The 17,222-nt window shown below is 56.5% G+C and carries 18 protein-coding genes; 5 read left to right on the forward strand and 13 right to left on the reverse strand.

Annotated features, from left to right (window positions below; genetic code table 11):
- Window positions 1-223 precede the first annotated feature (223 nt).
- Window positions 224-2,395 (forward strand): YDG domain-containing protein, encoded by a 2,172-nt coding sequence (locus FFV09_RS04865; protein WP_141446633.1) that lies wholly within the window; start codon window positions 224-226, stop codon window positions 2,393-2,395.
- Between the two features lie 223 nt (window positions 2,396-2,618).
- On the opposite strand, the gene FFV09_RS04870 is transcribed toward FFV09_RS04865, so the two are convergent.
- Together FFV09_RS04870 and FFV09_RS04875 are read right to left on the reverse strand one after the other, a co-directional pair.
- A complete protein-coding gene (locus tag FFV09_RS04870; protein WP_141446634.1) occupies window positions 2,619-3,590 on the reverse strand; it encodes an SDR family NAD(P)-dependent oxidoreductase in 972 nt (323 codons plus the stop codon).
- 117 nt (window positions 3,591-3,707) lie between these two features.
- On the reverse strand, window positions 3,708-4,061 hold the full coding sequence (locus tag FFV09_RS04875; protein ID WP_425472304.1) for a winged helix-turn-helix transcriptional regulator: 354 nt from the start codon (window positions 4,059-4,061) through the stop codon (window positions 3,708-3,710).
- A gap of 207 nt (window positions 4,062-4,268) precedes the next feature.
- On the opposite strand from FFV09_RS04875, the gene FFV09_RS04880 reads away from it, so the two are divergent.
- Together FFV09_RS04880 and FFV09_RS04885 are read left to right on the forward strand one after the other, a co-directional pair.
- Entirely contained in the window at window positions 4,269-4,796 is a 528-nt protein-coding gene (locus tag FFV09_RS04880; protein WP_141446636.1) for an NAD(P)H-dependent oxidoreductase, read from the forward strand.
- Between the two features lie 109 nt (window positions 4,797-4,905).
- Window positions 4,906-5,835 (forward strand): VanZ family protein, encoded by a 930-nt coding sequence (locus FFV09_RS04885; RefSeq protein ID WP_141446637.1) that lies wholly within the window; start codon window positions 4,906-4,908, stop codon window positions 5,833-5,835.
- Window positions 5,836-5,847: 12 nt separating this feature from the next.
- Here FFV09_RS04885 and FFV09_RS04890 read toward each other — a convergent pair whose 3' ends face one another.
- On the reverse strand, window positions 5,848-6,537 hold the full coding sequence (locus FFV09_RS04890; protein ID WP_141446638.1) for a TetR/AcrR family transcriptional regulator: 690 nt from the start codon (window positions 6,535-6,537) through the stop codon (window positions 5,848-5,850).
- A 167-nt stretch (window positions 6,538-6,704) separates the two neighbouring features.
- On the opposite strand from FFV09_RS04890, the gene FFV09_RS04895 reads away from it, so the two are divergent.
- On the forward strand, window positions 6,705-8,054 hold the full coding sequence (locus tag FFV09_RS04895) for an MATE family efflux transporter (RefSeq protein WP_141446639.1): 1,350 nt from the start codon (window positions 6,705-6,707) through the stop codon (window positions 8,052-8,054).
- Between the two features lie 136 nt (window positions 8,055-8,190).
- Here the strand turns inward: FFV09_RS04895 and FFV09_RS04900 are convergent, their stop codons facing one another.
- The 10 genes from FFV09_RS04900 to FFV09_RS04945 all read right to left on the reverse strand — a co-directional run bounded on the left by FFV09_RS04900 (window position 8,191) and on the right by FFV09_RS04945 (window position 16,738).
- Window positions 8,191-8,370 carry a hypothetical protein gene (locus FFV09_RS04900; RefSeq protein ID WP_141446640.1) on the reverse strand — a complete coding sequence of 60 codons (180 nt, stop codon included), beginning with the start codon at window positions 8,368-8,370 and terminating at the stop codon, window positions 8,191-8,193.
- Between the two features lie 130 nt (window positions 8,371-8,500).
- Entirely contained in the window at window positions 8,501-8,860 is a 360-nt protein-coding gene (locus FFV09_RS04905; RefSeq protein WP_141446641.1) for a hypothetical protein, read from the reverse strand.
- A 60-nt stretch (window positions 8,861-8,920) separates the two neighbouring features.
- Window positions 8,921-9,667: an HIRAN domain-containing protein gene (locus FFV09_RS04910; RefSeq protein ID WP_141446642.1), complete on the reverse strand. Its 747-nt coding sequence runs from the start codon at window positions 9,665-9,667 to the stop codon at window positions 8,921-8,923.
- A gap of 360 nt (window positions 9,668-10,027) precedes the next feature.
- Window positions 10,028-10,960 (reverse strand): ribose ABC transporter substrate-binding protein RbsB, encoded by a 933-nt coding sequence (gene rbsB, locus FFV09_RS04915; protein WP_141446643.1) that lies wholly within the window; start codon window positions 10,958-10,960, stop codon window positions 10,028-10,030.
- A 20-nt stretch (window positions 10,961-10,980) separates the two neighbouring features.
- Window positions 10,981-11,952: a ribose ABC transporter permease RbsC gene (rbsC, locus tag FFV09_RS04920; protein WP_141446644.1), complete on the reverse strand. Its 972-nt coding sequence runs from the start codon at window positions 11,950-11,952 to the stop codon at window positions 10,981-10,983.
- A 1-nt stretch (window position 11,953) separates the two neighbouring features.
- A complete protein-coding gene (locus FFV09_RS04925) occupies window positions 11,954-13,435 on the reverse strand; it encodes a sugar ABC transporter ATP-binding protein (RefSeq protein ID WP_141446645.1) in 1,482 nt (493 codons plus the stop codon).
- A gap of 11 nt (window positions 13,436-13,446) precedes the next feature.
- Window positions 13,447-13,854: a D-ribose pyranase gene (gene rbsD, locus FFV09_RS04930; RefSeq protein WP_141446646.1), complete on the reverse strand. Its 408-nt coding sequence runs from the start codon at window positions 13,852-13,854 to the stop codon at window positions 13,447-13,449.
- Entirely contained in the window at window positions 13,851-14,753 is a 903-nt protein-coding gene (gene rbsK, locus FFV09_RS04935) for a ribokinase (RefSeq protein WP_141446647.1), read from the reverse strand. Before rbsK ends, rbsD begins: the two co-directional genes overlap by 4 nt.
- A 2-nt stretch (window positions 14,754-14,755) precedes the next feature.
- Complete coding sequence (locus FFV09_RS04940) at window positions 14,756-15,751, reverse strand: LacI family DNA-binding transcriptional regulator (RefSeq protein ID WP_141446648.1); 996 nt, start codon at window positions 15,749-15,751, stop codon at window positions 14,756-14,758.
- Window positions 15,752-16,018: 267 nt separating this feature from the next.
- Window positions 16,019-16,738 carry an SDR family NAD(P)-dependent oxidoreductase gene (locus tag FFV09_RS04945; RefSeq protein ID WP_141446649.1) on the reverse strand — a complete coding sequence of 240 codons (720 nt, stop codon included), beginning with the start codon at window positions 16,736-16,738 and terminating at the stop codon, window positions 16,019-16,021.
- On the opposite strand from FFV09_RS04945, the gene FFV09_RS04950 reads away from it, so the two are divergent.
- The gene (locus tag FFV09_RS04950) at window positions 16,706-17,083 is read left to right on the forward strand and encodes a hypothetical protein (protein ID WP_170314877.1); all 378 of its coding nucleotides are present in this window, start codon (window positions 16,706-16,708) and stop codon (window positions 17,081-17,083) included. The two genes, FFV09_RS04945 and FFV09_RS04950, sit on opposite strands and share 33 nt — an antisense overlap.
- Window positions 17,084-17,222: the final 139 nt, after the last annotated feature.

Consider the following 17,222-nt stretch of genomic DNA (forward strand, 5'->3'; position numbering starts at 1 on the left):
TATTTTTATTTTTTTAGACCCTATTTTTCGCTGTAACATCGATTTAGCCCTCTATTGCGTTAAGGCACTGTAATGCTATAGTAAGAGAGCCTATTAACAGGGAAATCACAGACTTTTGACATCGGGCGCGTACGGTAAATCTTTTTGAGAGGGGTTCGTAGACGGCATCGGCCGGCAAGCATTGGCTCAAAAAGAACGATGACCGACAAGGAGGCACACGCCCATGATTCGCATGAAAACCCTCGTATCCACCTCGCTCCTCGCTATTTTGCTCACCGCATCGATTCCGCACGCCCGAGGCGCCGCCCAGGTTTCCAAAACGGACATTCAAGGCACCTGGGCAGAAAGCCAAATTTCCGATTGGATCGACCGGGGATACGTCACCGGGTACGACGACGGCAGCTTCAAGCCGGACAATACGATTTCCCGCGCCGAGTTCGTCGCCCTGATCAACCGTTCGTACGGGTTTACCGAAACGACGCCGATCGCTTTCCGCGACATTCCCGCTTCCGGCTGGATACATGAAGAAGTGGCCAAAGCGGTCAAAGCGGGTTACGTCACCGGCTATTCGAACGGCACGTTCGGCGCGAACAGACCGATCAGCCGGCAGGAAGCCGCGGTGGTCGTCACCCGGCTGTTGAAGCTCGAAGACGCGGACAGTCCGCCTATCGGCTTGGCCGACGCCGGTTCGATCGACGCCTGGGCCCGAGACTCCGTCGCCACGGTCGTCGCCAACGGCATCATCCGCGGCTATACCGCGGCGAACGGATTCAAGCCCCGTCAGCCTCTGACACGCGCGGAAGCGGTCGTCGTCTTGTACCGCTCCGTTGTCGTAAAAGAAAGCCTGGCCGATTCGCCGACCACGCCTCCCGGCCCGACGATCCCCGCCGTGCCTCCGACGCCGACGGCTCCGCCCCTGCCTCCGGCTCCGATTCCTTCCGTGCCGAACCCGAACCCTGCGCCGCCGATCTTGCCCGAACCGACTTTCCCGTCGTCGCCTTCAACGCCTTCGACGCCTTCGACGCCGTCCGTTATCGACCGAACGGCTCCTGCGCTGTCCGGCGTCAAGACGGGACTTCTCCCGCTCGGGGATAACGTGCAGGCCGTCAGCAGCGAGACAGGGACGTTATACCTCGTTCCCGTGACGACAACGGCTTCGCTCGCGAACCTGAACGAAGCCGTCGAAGCCCGGCTCGGCGTGAAAACGTCCGCAGCCGCCGGTACAAACGCGAGCCTTCCGACCGGAAGCTTGGCCCTCGGCCGATACGCCGTATACGCCGTGGACGCTTCCGGCAACGTCTCGGCGGCTTCCGGCGAGATCACCCTCGGCCAAAAGCAGTTGGCCGTCGCGATGCCGACAGGTCTGAGCGCGCCCAAAAGCTATGACGGCACGGCTTCGGCGTCCGTAACGGTCGGCGCGTTGATCGGCGTCATCGGAACCGAAGCGGTCACCGTTACCGCTTCGGCCGCTTACGACGACGCTTCGGTCGGCGCCGGCAAAACGGTCACGGTGACCTACGCGTTAAGCGGAGCCGATGCGGGGCATTACGCCGCGCCGGTGCCTTATCGCACCGACAAAGGCATCATCGCTCCCGCCCCGCTGAAGATCGACAAGCCGAATGTGTCGGTCGTCGAGTCTTCCGCCAGTAATTCGGAGATCCGGGTGACGGCCGGCGCTCTGGCCGGAACGGTTGCGGGAGAGACGGTCACCGTGAGCGCGGAAGCGCTCTACGATCTTTCCGCCGTCGGCAAGGCAAGACCGCTTGCAATCGTGTACAACCTGGCGGGAGCCGACGCGGCCAACTACGCCGCGCCCGCTGCGGACACCGGCTATGTCGTCTACGTCCAATCGCACCCGGACATGGGCACGATCCTCGACGTGATCGCCACGGCCAAAATGTACGACGGCAGCCCGTTGACCGACGTCTGGGCCGGGTCCCGCGCAGGCGTGCCGGGCGGAGCCGGTATCTATCCGGGCGACGACGCGACCGTGGTAGGGCAGGGCACCTATGCCGATGCGCAGGTCGGAACCGGCAAAACGCTCACCGTCTCGTACACGGTGAGCGGCGTGGATGGTCCCAACTATGATTCCCCGGCTTCTTTCGTTCTCGATTCGGGCGCCATTACCGCGCGGCCGTTAACGATTACCGCGCCCGTCTTGACGGCCAAGCCGTATGACGGCACGCTGACGGCCGCCGTCGCGCCGGGCACGTTGACGAACGTGGTCGCCGGCGACGAAGTATTCGTCCAAGCGTCCGCCACTTACGCCGATCCGCAGGTCGGAACCGGCAAAGTGGTCACCGTCGTTTACACGCTGAGCGGCAAAGACGCCGGCAATTACGCGGCCCCGGCCAGCCTGACCGTAAATACGGGCGAAATTTTGCCCGGAGCCTGATCTCTGCGGCAGGCGGGGCGCTTCGCCCGCACATCGCCTGCCGCACGACAAAAAACGCCGTCCCTTGCCGGGACGGCGTTTTTCGTGTTCGTTCTGCGGCGCGGCTGCGCTGCGCGATTGCGGCGGCTGCGCTTTTACGCCGCTGCGCCAAGGCGGCCGCTGCGGCCTTTACGCGGTCTCGCCAAGGTGGCCGCTAGCTGCGCCATTTCGCCCCCTATAACCGTTACGCGCCGCTGACTCCGGTCAGCTTCACGGACAGCTCCCACAACCGCTCCGCTTCCTGCGGATCGACCGCGTACGCTTTCACGCCGACGCGCTCGCCGCTCGCCGGCACCGGTTCGGCAATATCGCAGTCTTCGCAGTAGACGCCGCCTTTGCCTTCGAGCTGCGGCGACGTGGCGGCCCAGACTTGGGTCGCCGCGCCTTGTTCCGGCGTTTTGAAGCCCGGATTGATGCCGTTGCCGTCTTCGTCGACCCATTGCAGCGCGACCATCTCTTCCCGGCTGAGGTGACGCTGAAGCGGCGTCAGGATACCGCCCGGATGGGCCGCAAACGCGCGCACGCCCTGCCGCGCGCCGCGCCGGTCCAGCTCGACCGCGAACAGCGAATTGGCCGTTTTGGATTGGCCGTACGCTTCGAACTTGTGGTAATTGCCTTCGAAGTTCACGTTGTCCCAGCGAATCGGCGAGAAATGATGGCCGGTCGACGAGGTCGCCACGACCCGCGCGCCTTCGCCTGCCGTCAGCAGCGGCCACAGCCGGTTGATCAGCGCGAAATGGCCCAGATGATTGGTCGCGAACTGCAGCTCCCACCCCGGACCGACCCGCTTCTCCGGACTCGCCATCACGCCGGCGTTCAAGATCGCCAGATCGATACTGCGGCCGTCTGCCAGCATGCGGTCCGCAAAAGCTTCGACGCTGTCCAGATCGGACAGATCGAGGCGGTCCACTTCCACGTTCTCGACGCCTTCCAGCGCTTCCCGGGCGGCTTCCGGCCGGCGGGCCGGCACGATGACCCGCGCACCGGCGCGTACGAGCGCTTGGGTCGTCTCCAGGCCGAGACCCGAATAGCCGCCCGTGACGAGCGCCAGTCGGCCCGACAGGTCGATCCCGCGCAGCACTTCTTCCGCCGTGCTTCGCAGGCCGAAGCCCGAGTTCAATTTGTGCTGCGGCGTCTGCACATACAGCTGTTCCATAGTGAATCTCTCCTTTTCGTTTGGCTGTCTCCGAACGTTGCTTCGTTCACTCTACACCTTGGAGTTCACTCTAAGTCAAGTGCGCTGCGTCAATCGCCGGGCCGGGGCGGCTTGCGCTTAATCGGTATCCGCCAATTCGATGTCTTCTCCCCTAAGCTGCCGCATACGAATATTGTCCGTTCCCCATGCACACATCACTTCGACGATGCGGTTGGCGGTCACGCCGTATTCCGTCAATCTGTATTCTACCCGGGGCGGCATCTGCTCATAGGCTTTGCGCTCGACCAGCCCGTCCTGCTCCAACTCGCGCAGCTGTTGAATCAACACTTTTTCCGAGATGCCCGGAATGCCGCGGCGCAGCTCGCCTGTTCGCTTCACGCCGGTCATCAGCAGACAAATCAGCAGCGCTTTCCATTTGCCTCCGATGATCTCAAGCGTGGCTTCGATGCCCTGGTTATAGGTTTTCATGATTACTTTCCTTTCCGTTTCGGTGACGGCTCACGTGCTAAAAGCCTATTTTGACACAAGAATTTGTCCGCGTAAAGTACGCACTTCCAGGTAAGCTTCTTACTTCGTTGTGCGTATTTGCGCGGGAAGCCATTCGGTGCATAATAAGCCGGAGATCGTTGGACGCAAGCTCTGCGATCCCTACAAAAGCACGCAAAAGGAGAATCAATCATGCCCCGTACACTCGTTATTTTGGCTCACCCGAATCTGGAATCTTCCCGCGTCAACCGACGCTGGCAGCAGGAACTTCTGCTTCATCCCCGGCAGATCGAAGTGCACGACCTGTATGCCGAATATCCCTACGGACAGATCGACGTTCGCCGGGAACAGGAGCGCCTGGAGCGGCACGACCGCGTCATTTTGCAATTTCCGCTGTATTGGTACAGCTATCCTCCGCTTTTGAAAAAATGGTTCGACGACGTGTTCGCGCACGGCTGGGCTTACGGATCGGGCGGCGACCGGCTTCGGGGCAAAAGATTCGGCACCGCGATTTCGATCGGCGACAAGCGGCTGAACTATTCGCCAAGCGGCGGCGTTGCGTTTACGGTCGACGAGATTCTGGCCCCGTTCAAAGCGAGTCTTCGCCACGTCGGCGCGGTCGAACTGCCCGGCTTCGCGCTGTTCGGCGCTTCGTTTCAGGCGAGCGACGACGAAGTGGAACGCAGCGCGCAGGCCTATATCCGGCATGTGTTGGGTTAGACGCCTCCGGCTTTTTTTCGGAAAACGGACTTTGACCCCTGCTATAAAAAAAGGTCAAAGTCCGTCTTGTAAAAGAGATTCGGAAAAAAGCATCCCAAAGGAGAACCCTATGCCCACACAACGCAAGATTCTGTTAACCGCCGCCCTGCTGTATGCGTGCGCCATCTTTTATTTCATGTTTTTCGCTTTCGGCCGGGTCGATGACGCCGCGAACGGCGATCGCTATACGTTTATTTTCGCGCCCGGCAATTTCTTCAAGCTTCCGGACCCTGCCGATCTTCTCCATCCCTCTCTAATGGACCTCGTCAGCTTGGGCAATATCGCCGCGTTTATTCCTGCCGGCCTGCTCGTTCCGCGGCTTCGCCCGCTTTCTTTCGCTCGGTTCCTGATCGGGTTCCTGCTGTCCATTCTCGTGCTGGAGACCGTGCAGGCGCTCACTTTTTTGGGCAGTTTCGATATGTACGACGTGCTCAAAAATACGTTGGGCGCGGCGATCGGCTTCGGGGCACACAAGATGGGAAGCCGCGCTCCGACCGCTTGGCGCCGCTTGTTCGTGACAGGCGCGTCGATCGCCGCGATGCTGATCGTCGTGTGGGGAATCGGCAGCGGCATCGACCAAGCGTCGACCCAACATCCCGGTCCGCCGACCGCTTTGAACGAGTGGCAGGACAGTGACGGGCAGGCGTCGGCCGGAAAGCCGCCTTACGCTTTCGAAATCGGCGGCCGCACGATTACGCCCCAATTCCGCGTGTACGATGCCGGCGACGAGGAAGTCCGGACGTATCGGTACAAGTTAACGGGCCAAGAACTCTGGTTCGCTTTGCAGTACGGAATTCCCGATGAATCCGAGTTCCGCGGCCGTATAAGCCTTTCCGTCGACGGACATGAAATTTTCTACAGTTCCGACCAGGACCAGCCGCATGAACCTTCCTCGTTCAAGTGGTATTTCGACCAAGCGCACGAGCTGACGCTGACGATCGAAGGTCGGCAAAAAGCCTGGGACATCACTTATCGGGAAATGCGCTATTTTTGGGAATAAAATGCCTGCGTGTCACTTCGGTTCAGCGCTGCGCTCCCCGATCACCTGCTCGGTGCCCAGCAGAATCAAGTTCAACCCGAAGTCGAAAGCGCCGGACGTGCCCATGATTTCGAACATCCCGCTTTTGTACAGCCGGCGAAACAGCCCCGCTTCCGACTCGCCCATCGTCTCGAGCAGACCGTCGATCTGCCCTTTCGCGTCCGGCGTGCCTTCTTCCGCAAGCGTCGCGACGTTCCGCTGATGCTGATCGTTGTCCAGCACGAAATAATAGACGTAATTGGCCAGCGTCAGGATGACCTGGAATTTCTCTTCTTCCGCGAGCGGCGTCTCTTCGACGCAGAGCAGCATCCGGTTCGTGAAGCGGATCGTGTCCGGCTCGTGCGGCAGCGTCATCATCATGAGCTGCGCCGAGCACGGGTACCGGCCGAGCACGCTTCGCATCGTGAGCGCAAGTCCGGTCAGCTGTTTTTTCCAGTCTCCGCCCGGCTCGAATTCGTCCACGATCGTTTTGGAAATTTGATTGGCCATGCCCTGGTACAGATCCTGTTTGCTTTTAAAATGCCAATAGATGGACGGCGCCTGAATACCCAGGCGTTCGGCCAGTCTGCGCATGCTGAATTTCTCGATCTCTCCCTCGCGCAAAAGCTCCCAGGAAGCTTCCAAAATTTTGTTTTCCGAAATTTGCGGCTGCTGCTTTTTCATTCTATTCCGCCTTTCTGCGTCCATTTTCATCTAACACCGTAAGTTTGTTGTTTACAACTCTGTATCCCCATGATATCATCTAACACTGTAAGGCACAAACTAACACCGTTAGATTGTTTCTCGCCGGTTAGATTTCCCCCAAATACACGAAGAGAGTTGGGATCGTCATGGATGCAGAAAACCTCCATTATTTTGAAAAAGCACCGATTACGAAAGCTGTTGCGCACTTTGCCGTACCGATGATGCTCGGCATGTCCATGAGCGTCATCTATTCGATCCTGAACGCCTATTTCCTCGGCACGCTGCATAATACGGCGATGCTGACCGCGCTTGCGCTGACGCTGCCGTTATTTGCGCTGATCATGGCACTGGGCAACCTGATCGGCATGGGCGCCGGTACGTTCATCTCCCGCCTGCTCGGCGAGAAAAAGTACGACCAGATCAAGCACGTCTCCGCGTTCGCCGTTTACGGCAGCCTGCTGCTCGGGCTGATCGTGATCGCTGTCGGCCTTCCGCTGATCGATCCGATCGTGCACGGCCTGGGCGCGACGCCCGGTTCTTTTGGCTTCACTAAAGACTACGTCACGGTCATGCTGATCGGCGCGCCGGTCGTCGTGCTCTGTTTTACCCTTGAAAATATCGTGCGTTCGGAAGGCGCCGCCGTCACTTCCATGGTCGGCATGATCCTGAGCGTCGTCGTGAATATCGCGCTCGACGCGCTGGCCGTCTTCGTGCTGCATGCCGGCGTTATCGGCGTGGCGTCCGCCACGATCGTCGCCAACCTGGTCGCATGCGTGTTCTACCTGTTCCATATGGGAGTGAAAAGCCCGTTTTTGACGATCTCCGTCAAATGGTTCAAAGCGACGCGGGAAATCGTCGGCAATGTGCTGAAGATCGGTATTCCGGTCTTTATCATGAGCGTGTTTCTGGGAGCCATGTCGCTGCTGCTGAATCATTTCCTGATCGAATACGGCGACCGGGCGACCGCGGCTTACGGTCTCTCGTCGCGCCTATTGCAGTTCCCGGAGTTCATCCTGATGGGGCTGTGCGAAGGCGTCGTGCCCCTGATCGCGTTCTCGTTCACCGCCAACCGGCTGCGCATGAAGCAGGCGATCGGCTTCACCGTCAAAGCGATCGCCCTGCTGGCCGCGCTGTTCGGCCTCGTCGTCTATCTGACGTCCGACCACCTGATCGGCTGGTTCACCCGCGATCCGCAGCTGATCGAGATGGGCAGCTATATCCTCCGGGTCACTTTCCTGTCCCTGTTCGTCTCGGGAGCGACCGCCCTGTTCACGGGCATCTTCCAGGCGACCGGCCAGGGAACCGCCGCGCTGGTCATGTCCGTCATTCAGGGCGTCACGCTCATTCCCGTGCTGTTCGTCGCGAACGCCGCATACGGCTTCCACGGCGTAGTCTGGTCGCTCGTGATCGCGGACGTCGTCGCTTTTGCCGTCGGCGGCATCCTGCTGTGGACGCTGCGCGGCAGGCTGCAGCCGGAGCTGGATTTCGCCGGATAAGCCGGAGCCGGGAGGGAGGCAAGGAGGCAAGGTGGCGGAATTTGCGGAGCGATGGCGGGGGTGGAAGTGGGGGCGGGAACCCTACTCTAACGAACCCTCATCCCGCTATTTGCCTCCCAAACTGCTTTTCTCCGACCTAACGAATCGTCATCACGCTATTTGCTCCAAAACGGCTCAAACCGACCGGATCACGGCCAATAAGACTATGACGATTCGTTAGATTTTCAAAAAAGCGAAAAAGCGGCAAATAGCGATCATACGGTTCGTTACGCGCCAAACAGGCCGGCTTGTCCATCGACAAGCCGGCCTGTTCCATGTCCGTACCTTCCAAGCAGGCGCCTACGCCAGGGAGCCCGGCGCGCAGCCTCTCCATCAGCTTGTCCATCGCCGGCCGATGAACCGATACGCCGCCCAAGCGAGCCGCTGTCCAAGCAAGCCGCTCCTGCTCAGGGCCGACTGCGCCGCTTCTTCCTCCGTGCCCGCTTGTCAGAAGCAATCGCGCCGCCCGTTCCCCGCTCGAAATATCTCAGCGCGATCAGCAGCATCTCGCAGATCACTTTCCACAGCGTGACCAGAATGATCAAAGCAGCGCCGCCCATCATCAAGCCCAGAATCCAGCCGGATTTCTCGCCTACCCGATAAAAATCGTCCTGCCGAAAAACCGTGCCCAGAACCGGATGCGCCAAAGCGAAATGCTCCCCAAATCGATAAGAAGCGTACAGAATAGGCAGCGTGCCCGCGTAGAACAAGGTGCGGATCAGTTCCACAGCCGACTTGCGCCCAAATTCGAAAAACTTGTCGTCCATGCTTCACGTTCCTTCCGAATAGTTTTTGGCGGACGGTGCTTGCTTCTGCGGCATCAAATCTCAGATCCAATTCCGAACCTCAAACATATAATGCAATTCTTTTAATTTTCCAAAAGAATTCTCATCCATCTCACAAGCAACCAAAATCAATGGACGGTTTTCTTCAGGAATTTTGGCTTGGATTCTCGCATGAATATCAAACCCGTCTTTTAGAACCTTATAAAAGAATGCATTGAAAGGTTTTGGAATATAACCAAGTCTCAATTTTTCCCTATAATCCAACACGACTTCTACAGCTTCTCTATCCTTCTCATTTGACGCATCCCACTGCACGCTGATTGGATCATCGATATGGTAATCCTGTACTTCATCTTTAGTATGAGACCAACCTGCAATATCAACATTCAGTAAAGCAACATTAGAGGTGGATGCATAGATAATAGGCGCAATAAAAGAGATTTGGTCAGTTGCAAGTCGTCCTTGTGTAATGCACAAGTATTCCCATTCAACGTTTGAAGAATTAATTTTGTGGCTTTTTAAAAATCTTTTAAAATCATTTCGATCGGTATTAGGAATTCTTCTCTCGAATGAAGAAAAAAGTTTATTGCTTTGATAAATGGTCTCGACGTCGCTCAAGCCCACAAAAGGTACGAATCCTTCTTTGACTGCTTGTTTGTAAATTTCGTGGTTATAATAAAAGAAATATTGCTCATCCTTTAATTCAAGCGTTCCTACTGCATAATTCGCTTTATTTCTTGGACTTTTCCAAACTAGCAGTAATTTATGATAAGTATGTTTTTCCGGCATATTAGAGCTCCTTTAAGATAAGATCTCTCCTCTTCTTTAGAACAGTAGAGACAAACCTTTTTCTTACTTCGTCCATTACGAGGGTCGGTACCTGATTCACTATCGACTCTATCTGACTATCCGTCAATATCTTCAAGTCTTTTATGTAAGTTACGATCTGGGGATTCATATTTTTTACATTTTTAAACAGTTCAAAGGCATTTAGCTTTTCAACTTTTTCTGAGTTTCCCCATTTTTAAACCTCTTCCGCGCTTTTGTACGTGCCGTTGTCTTTCAATTTTAGCTTTCAAGATATCCGTATCATGAAAAAAAACGACCTCGTTTTCTGCTCTCATGCAGATCGCGAGGTCGTGTTCGGCTTTAAGGCTGCGAATCTTCTGTAGTCACGAGCTTCAAAGGTGCCGGAATAGAGGCTTCCACTTCCTTGCCTTGAAGCACGTCCCGCGCGGCGTTTACGGCCAGTTGGCCGATCAGATCCGGCTGCTGGGCCACGGTCGCGGTCAGTTTGCCGTTCCGGATCGAGGTCAGCGCATCGTCGTTTCCGTCGAAGCCGACGACCGGAATATCTTTGCCCGAGCTTTGGATGGCTTCGATCGCGCCGAGCGCCATTTCGTCGTTATGCGCGAATACGGCCTGTACGCCCGGATTGCCTTGCAGCAGATTTTCCATGACGGTCAATCCTTTGGTGCGGTCAAAATCGGCCGCTTGACTGGCGATCACGTCGAGCTGCACGTCGGCAATCTCGTGGAAGCCGCGTCCCCGTTCACGGGTCGCGGACGCGCCCGGCACGCCTTGCAGCTCGATTACTTTAGCGCCTTTGCCAAGCTGCTGCACCAGATACTCGGCCGCCATTTGCCCGCCTTTGGCATTGTCGGAGGCGACAAGGGCCTTCACGTCGCCTTGATCCGCGGAACGGTCGAGCGCGATCACCGGAATATCCAGCACGTTGGCCGCCTGCACCGCGGAAGAGATCGCGGCCGAGTCGGTCGGATTTACCAGCAGCGCGTTCACGCCCTGCTGAAGCAGGTCGTCTACGTCATTGCTTTGTTTGGCCGAATCGTTTTGCGCATCGACGACGATCACTTCGATCCCCAGTTTTTGCGCTTCCGCCGTCACGCCGTCTTTGAGCGAGACGAAGAACGGATTGTTCAAGGTCGAGATCGACAACCCGATTTTGATCTTGCCGGAGTCGGATGCCTGATTGGTTCTGGCCCATGCCGGCGGCTGCATGGAGCAGCCGGCGAGCATCAAGACAACCAGTAAAGCGACGAGCGTAGTCGTTAATTTTTTCATAAGGCCACCTTCTTTCTGTTTTAAGCCGACCGTTTGCGGTCGATCAGTACGGCAATCAGGATCACGACGCCTTTGACCACCATCTGGAAAAACGAGGAGACGCCGAGCAGATTCAGACCGTTGTTGAGCGTAGCGATAATCAGCGCGCCGATCAGCGTACCGACGATCCATCCGCGTCCGCCCGTCAGGCTGGTTCCGCCCAGCACGACCGCCGCGATCGCATCCAGTTCGTACGATTGTCCGGCCGTAGGCTGCGCGGAATTCAGACGGGACATCAGGATGGCGCCCGCCAAGGCGGACAGCAGACCGGCCAGGCTGTAGATCATGATCTTGACGCGGTGTACTTTAATGCCCGATACGATGGCCGCTTTTTCGTTGCCGCCGATCGCGTACGTTTTGCGGCCAAAAGCCGTTTTATGCAAAATCGTCCAGAGGATCGCGAATACGATCATCATGGTGATCGCCGGAACCGGAATCCCCAAGAAATAACCGCGGCCGAACAATTGGAACGATAGATCGTCGCCCAGACCCGTGATCGGATTTCCGTTGGTGTAGACGAGCGTCAAGCCCCGGAAAACGGTCATCGTGGCAAGCGTCGCGATGAACGGAGCCATTTTGCCTTTTGTGATCAACAGGCCGTTCACCGCCCCCATGATCGCGCCGGCGATACAGCCGATCAGAATCGCGAAGATCGGATCGACGCCGGCCAGCATCAGATTGGCTACGAACGCGCTGGATAAGGCCAGGATCGATCCAACCGAAAGGTCGATGCCGCCGGTCAAAATGACGAAGGTCATGCCGAACGCGATCAGCGCGTTAATCGCCACCTGGCGAAACAGATTCAGAATATTAAGCGGTTCCAAAAATGCCGGGTTCAATATCGACACGATCACGACCAAAATGATAAACCCGAGCAATGGACCGAGTTTTTGCGTAACCTCCGATAATTTGAAACGTTTGCCGGAGTCGGCTGCGGAAGCTGATTTTTGCATCTTATTGTCCTCCTGTCGCTAAAGTCATAATGTTTTCCTGCGTCGCTTCGCTGCCCGCAAGCTCGCCGCCGATATGGCCTTCATGCACCACGATGATCCGATCGCTCATGCCCAGTACCTCGGGAAGCTCGGAGGACACCATAATGATCGCCACGCCGCGGTCCGTCAGCTCGTTGATCAACTGATAGATTTCACGCTTGGCGCCCACGTCCACGCCGCGCGTCGGTTCGTCGAGAATGAGCAGACTCGGTCCGATGCCGATCCATTTGGCGATGACGACCTTTTGTTGGTTGCCTCCCGACAGGCTGCTGGCCGGCGTCTCGGCGGACTGCGTTTTGACCTGCAATCGCTTGATCAGCGTATCCACGAACTCGCGCTCTTTGCGCGATGAGATAAAGCCTTTGGACGTAAAACTGAACAGGTTCGGCAGCGCCATGTTTTCGCGAATCGAGAAGTCGAGCACAAGACCTTCGTCTTTGCGGTCTTCGGTAATGAAGCCGATTCCATGCCGTACTGCGTCTTCCGGGCGGCGGATATTGATCTTTTTGCCCCGCAGTATGATCTGGCCGCTGTCAAGCTTGTCCAGACCGAAGATCGCCCGCATGATTTCCGTGCGCCCCGCGCCCATCAGACCCGAAAAGCCGACGACTTCCCCGGCCCGGACGTTGAAGCTGATGTTTTCGAATAATCCGCGCCGCGTCGCGTTTTTTACTTCCAATATGACGTCGCCGGGCTTCGGATTCCGCTTCGGATAACGCTCGGTCAGTTCGCGTCCGACCATCTTGCGAACGACTTCGTCAAAGTTCGTCGCCGGGATCTCTTTCGTATCCACCGTAATGCCGTCGCGCATCACGGTGATCCGGTCGCAGATCGCGAAGATCTCTTCCATTCGGTGCGAAATGTACACGACGGACACGCCTTCTGCTCTCAGCGAACGAATGATTTCGAACAGCTTGACGATCTCGCGTTCGGTCAATGCCGCTGTCGGCTCGTCCATGATGATGACTTTGGCTTCCGTCATCAACGCTTTGGCGATTTCGATCATCTGCTGCTGTCCGACCGAACAAGCACCGGCTTCCTTGTTCAGCGGCAGGTCGACGGACAAGCGCTGAAGCTGCTCACGGGCAAGGCGTTTCATTTTTCGCGTATCCAGCAGTCCGTACGGCAGGTTCAGTTCCCGGCCGATAAACAGATTCTCCAGCACGGTCATTTCCGGCCATATATTCAGTTCTTGGTGAATAAACGTGATGCCATGTTTTTCGGCCTCGCCGGGATTCGCGAAATACGTTTCTTTTCCGTCGACCGTAATATGGCCTTCGTCCAGCGCGTGCAGTCCAACCAAGATATTCATCAAGGTGGACTTGCCCGCGCCGTTCTCGCCCATCAGCGCATGCACTTCGCCTGCCCTGAGTTCGAAATCGACACCTTTCAATACCTGGTTCGTACCGAAAGCTTTATGAATGCCCTGCATTTCGATATGCATGCGGCTTCCTCCTATTCTTCGTTTCCAAAACAAACGCCGGCGTATAAAATACAGTTGGCATAAGGCTTGGCTTCGCCGGTACGGATAATGGCTTTGGCGCCCGCGGTCAGCTTCTTGAACGTTTCGTGACTGCATGATTCGATTGATGCCGCTTCAAAAGTCTGGTGCATGAACGCGTAAGCCGCTTCGTTTTGCCCGATCATCTCTTCTGCGATCATGACTTGCTCGATCTCCATATCGGCAGCTACAATTTCGACCACCTGCTCGAAACCGGGAACGCCGTAGGTCAACGCCAGGTCGATCCTGGGCACGCCCGGCGGCACCGGAAGGCCGAGGTCGGCGATGACGATATAATCGGTATGCCCCAGATCAGACAACACTTTGGAGATATGACTGTTCAGTATGCCGTGTTTTTTCATGCCAGCGCCTCCTCCACTTCGGCGCGCTTCGGCATGCCGCCCTGCGCGCCGAAGCGCGTGACGGACAACGAAGCTGCACGATTGGCGAAGCGCAAGCTGTCTGCGATGCTTTTCCCTTCGGCCAAAGCGACCGCAAATGCCGCATTGAACGTATCGCCCGCCCCCGTCGTATCGACGGCTTCGACCGGATAAGAAGGCACGACCGCTTCTTCTTGTCCGTCGAAATAACGGGCGCCGCGGCTTCCTTCCGTCACGATCAGGCGATTCGGATACTTCCGCAAACTTTCGCCGAGCTCCGCTCCGTCGAACAGCAGGCTCGCTTCGTGCTCGTTCGGGGTCAAATAGGCGCTGTTGTCGATGACTTCCGCTTCCACGGGGCGAGCAGGCGCAGGATTCAGCAGCAAAGGAACGCCGGACTGCTTGCAAATACGGCTGACCAGCAGCACCGTCTCGGCCGGAATCTCCTGCTGAATCAGTACGATGTCGGCCTGTTCGATCACGGCGCGCGCTTGCTCCACATATTCGGGCGTTACGTGGCGGTTGGCCGCTTCGACGACGATGATGCTGTTATCGCCTTCCGCCAAAATGATATGCGCTGTTCCGCTTTCACAATGTGTAACCGGTTCCACATTGTCTGTACAAACCCCGTTTTGTTTCAGGTTGTCCAAAATGGTCTGCCCCAGCGAATCGTCGCCAACCCGTCCGATCATGGAAACGTCCGCGCCCAGCCTTGCCGCGGCTACCGCCTGGTTGGCTCCTTTTCCGCCCGGCACCGTTTTGAAGCTTTCTCCAAGCACCGTCTCCCCGGCCCCCGGCCGTCTGGAAGACGTCACGACCAGATCCATCGAACAACTTCCGACCACGACGACGCGCGGTTGTTTTTTCGTATATGCGCTCATGCTTATTCCCGCCTTTTCTCTGGATTTTCTCGTGTACTGCCCCGCTCGACAAACTCGACCGGCATCTGGATATTTTGCTGCTCCACCGGCTGTCCTTCGATCAATCGAATCATTAACTCTGCCGCTTTGTAGCCCATATCGTAAGCGGGTTGGCGGATCGTCGACAGCGGCGGGGACAACAGTCCGATCAGCGGAATATCGTCAAAGCCGATAATCTGCACTTCTTCCGGTACCTTTTTCCCTAATCGGAGCGCTTCGTGCAGTACGGCGATCGCCGCCATATCGTTGCTGGCGATGACCCCGTCCGTATCGGGAAAAGCAGCGAACAGCTCTTTCGCTTTTTCCTCCGCCTCTGTCAGCGCGAACGACGCGGTCCGAATCACTTCGTAGGCAACTCCCGTATCCTGAAGCACTTCGACGGCTCCCTGAAAACGATCCTGCGCCGGACGGATATGCGCCGGGCCTTGCAGTACGGCGATTCGGCGGCTGCCCCGCTTGATAATCTGCTGCGCAGCGATCCGGCCGCCCTCCCGACCGTCCGCGTACACGGCCGGACGGTCGCTGGAGATCCGATCCAAAAAGACGACCGGTATATTCAAACGGCGATACGATTCCATGCCCGGAAAATTGGTGGACGAGATAATGCCGACCGCGTTATTTTGCACAAAAGTCTGGATATAATCCTGTTCTTTTTGTTCGCTCTCGTCGCTGTTGCCGAAGATCAGACGGAATCCGCTTTCCTGCATCCGGTCTTCCACGCCTCGGGCAAGCTGCGGGAAATACGGGTTCGTAATATCCGGCAGCAGCAATCCGATCAATTTCGATTTGCGCTTGTACAGGGAACGAGCCACCTCGTTGGGCGTATAATTCAGCTCTTGAATCGCCTTTTCCACCATACGGCGCGTATCTTCGTGCACATAACCGGTTTCGTTGAGTACCCGCGATACGGTAGCGACCGATACACCTACGTGTTTTGCGACATCTTTTATCGTGACCATACTTTTCACCTCGAATGAGTAACCGGTTACACATAAAGTATCACAACTTTAAACCGTTTTCAAGACTTATCAAATTTATTTACACCTTGTGGGTATAGTTTCGTTCCAAGACCGAAATTCCGCACGTGCCGTTGCCACCGAATGATACCCCGTACGAGATCCAGTCGCTCCGGCTTCCGGCGTACCCCTCGGTCCCAGAAGCGGATCGTATGTGCGTCGGTGCAGGAGACGACTGCGTGTGAAGCGAGTTCTTTTTCCATATAAAAATCAGGCGTTGGTGTCGGTCATGGCCGGAAGATGGATCTCTTTGACGCAGGCAGCCGGGGATAAACCGATCAGGCAGCTTGCCAAATCGATCACGTCCTGCAACGGAATCCGAGTCCCTCCATAAGCCTCCAGTGCGCGTTCCCGCCCCTCTGCATACGGAATCTCGGCAGCCAACTCGCCCGGATTGATGCAGGTGACGGCGATCCGGTCCTGACGCAAATGTTCGCGCAGCGCTTCACCGATGCCGCGGATTGCGAATTTCGAAGCGACGAAGGTCACTTGGGCATTGTTCGCGTTGCTCAATCCCGCTGTCGAGCCGATCAGGATGATCTTGCCGGAATCGGCCCGACGCAGATTCGGCAGAAGCCCCTGCAGGCATACGATCGCGGACGTGATATTGGTCTGAATCATGCGGCTGATATGCTCGGATTCGTCTCGATCGAAGGTATAGTGATCTTCGAAACCTTCCCTCTCCCAGATTCCCAAATTGTATACGACCACGTCCAGCTGCGCTTGTTGAATATGCCCGAAAATAATAGGGGCGGCGTCCGCTTCGGACAGGTCGGCCGGAATCCAGATTCGTTCGACGCCGTCTTGCAGCTCGAGGCTGGACGGACGGCTCCGCGATACCAACCACATGGTATCCCCCGCCTTGGGCAAGCCTCTTGCAAAAGCATCTCCGAGTCCTTGGCTGGCTCCGAAGATGAGGTGACTTTTCATGATCGATTCTCTCCTTATATGCGCTATGCGCTTTTTGGTGTGTTTGTGCCGTGCATTAATACCCGCTCACTTAGTAAGCATATGATACCCGCTCGACATTGTAATGAAGATTTCATTAAAGCGGAAAAGCGGATACTGAATCAGCAAGCGGTGACCAAATACCGCAGCACCGGAATCGGAACGATTTTTAGGCCGGAGGTTTTAGTGGAAGCGGTGAAACGAAAAAAAGCCCTGCAAGCACAGGACAAGCTGGCTGCAGGACCGGATTATAAGGACGTTGGGCTGGTGAGTCAAACTAAGCGAGGTTTAACGATCAACCCTATTATTTTGAAACGACTTGGCTGACATGCTAAAGAAAACCGGTTTGCCGAAGATTGTATGGAAAGGCTTGGGGATTCTTCTGTAGGGATTACGTTGGATCGTTATTCGCATACGTATGCGATTGATTATTCAAATAAATAATCATTATTCATAATTTTTATTT

This window comes from Saccharibacillus brassicae, assembly GCF_006542275.1.
GTDB lineage: Bacteria > Bacillota > Bacilli > Paenibacillales > Paenibacillaceae > Saccharibacillus > Saccharibacillus brassicae.

What these genes read in the sequence shown, in the direction of transcription:
- FFV09_RS04865 (WP_141446633.1), top strand. Translation starts at nt 224, where the DNA reads ATGATTCGCATGAAAACCCTCGTATCCACCTCGCTCCTCGCTATTTTG.
- FFV09_RS04870 (WP_141446634.1), bottom strand. Translation starts at nt 3,590, where the DNA reads ATGGAACAGCTGTATGTGCAGACGCCGCAGCACAAATTGAACTCGGGC.
- FFV09_RS04880 (WP_141446636.1), top strand. Translation starts at nt 4,269, where the DNA reads ATGCCCCGTACACTCGTTATTTTGGCTCACCCGAATCTGGAATCTTCC.
- FFV09_RS04885 (WP_141446637.1), top strand. Translation starts at nt 4,906, where the DNA reads ATGCCCACACAACGCAAGATTCTGTTAACCGCCGCCCTGCTGTATGCG.
- FFV09_RS04890 (WP_141446638.1), bottom strand. Translation starts at nt 6,537, where the DNA reads ATGAAAAAGCAGCAGCCGCAAATTTCGGAAAACAAAATTTTGGAAGCT.
- FFV09_RS04895 (WP_141446639.1), top strand. Translation starts at nt 6,705, where the DNA reads ATGGATGCAGAAAACCTCCATTATTTTGAAAAAGCACCGATTACGAAA.
- FFV09_RS04900 (WP_141446640.1), bottom strand. Translation starts at nt 8,370, where the DNA reads ATGGAACAGGCCGGCTTGTCGATGGACAAGCCGGCCTGTTTGGCGCGT.
- FFV09_RS04905 (WP_141446641.1), bottom strand. Translation starts at nt 8,860, where the DNA reads ATGGACGACAAGTTTTTCGAATTTGGGCGCAAGTCGGCTGTGGAACTG.
- FFV09_RS04910 (WP_141446642.1), bottom strand. Translation starts at nt 9,667, where the DNA reads ATGCCGGAAAAACATACTTATCATAAATTACTGCTAGTTTGGAAAAGT.
- rbsB (WP_141446643.1), bottom strand. Translation starts at nt 10,960, where the DNA reads ATGAAAAAATTAACGACTACGCTCGTCGCTTTACTGGTTGTCTTGATG.
- rbsC (WP_141446644.1), bottom strand. Translation starts at nt 11,952, where the DNA reads ATGCAAAAATCAGCTTCCGCAGCCGACTCCGGCAAACGTTTCAAATTA.
- FFV09_RS04925 (WP_141446645.1), bottom strand. Translation starts at nt 13,435, where the DNA reads ATGCATATCGAAATGCAGGGCATTCATAAAGCTTTCGGTACGAACCAG.
- rbsD (WP_141446646.1), bottom strand. Translation starts at nt 13,854, where the DNA reads ATGAAAAAACACGGCATACTGAACAGTCATATCTCCAAAGTGTTGTCT.
- rbsK (WP_141446647.1), bottom strand. Translation starts at nt 14,753, where the DNA reads ATGAGCGCATATACGAAAAAACAACCGCGCGTCGTCGTGGTCGGAAGT.
- FFV09_RS04940 (WP_141446648.1), bottom strand. Translation starts at nt 15,751, where the DNA reads ATGGTCACGATAAAAGATGTCGCAAAACACGTAGGTGTATCGGTCGCT.
- FFV09_RS04945 (WP_141446649.1), bottom strand. Translation starts at nt 16,738, where the DNA reads ATGAAAAGTCACCTCATCTTCGGAGCCAGCCAAGGACTCGGAGATGCT.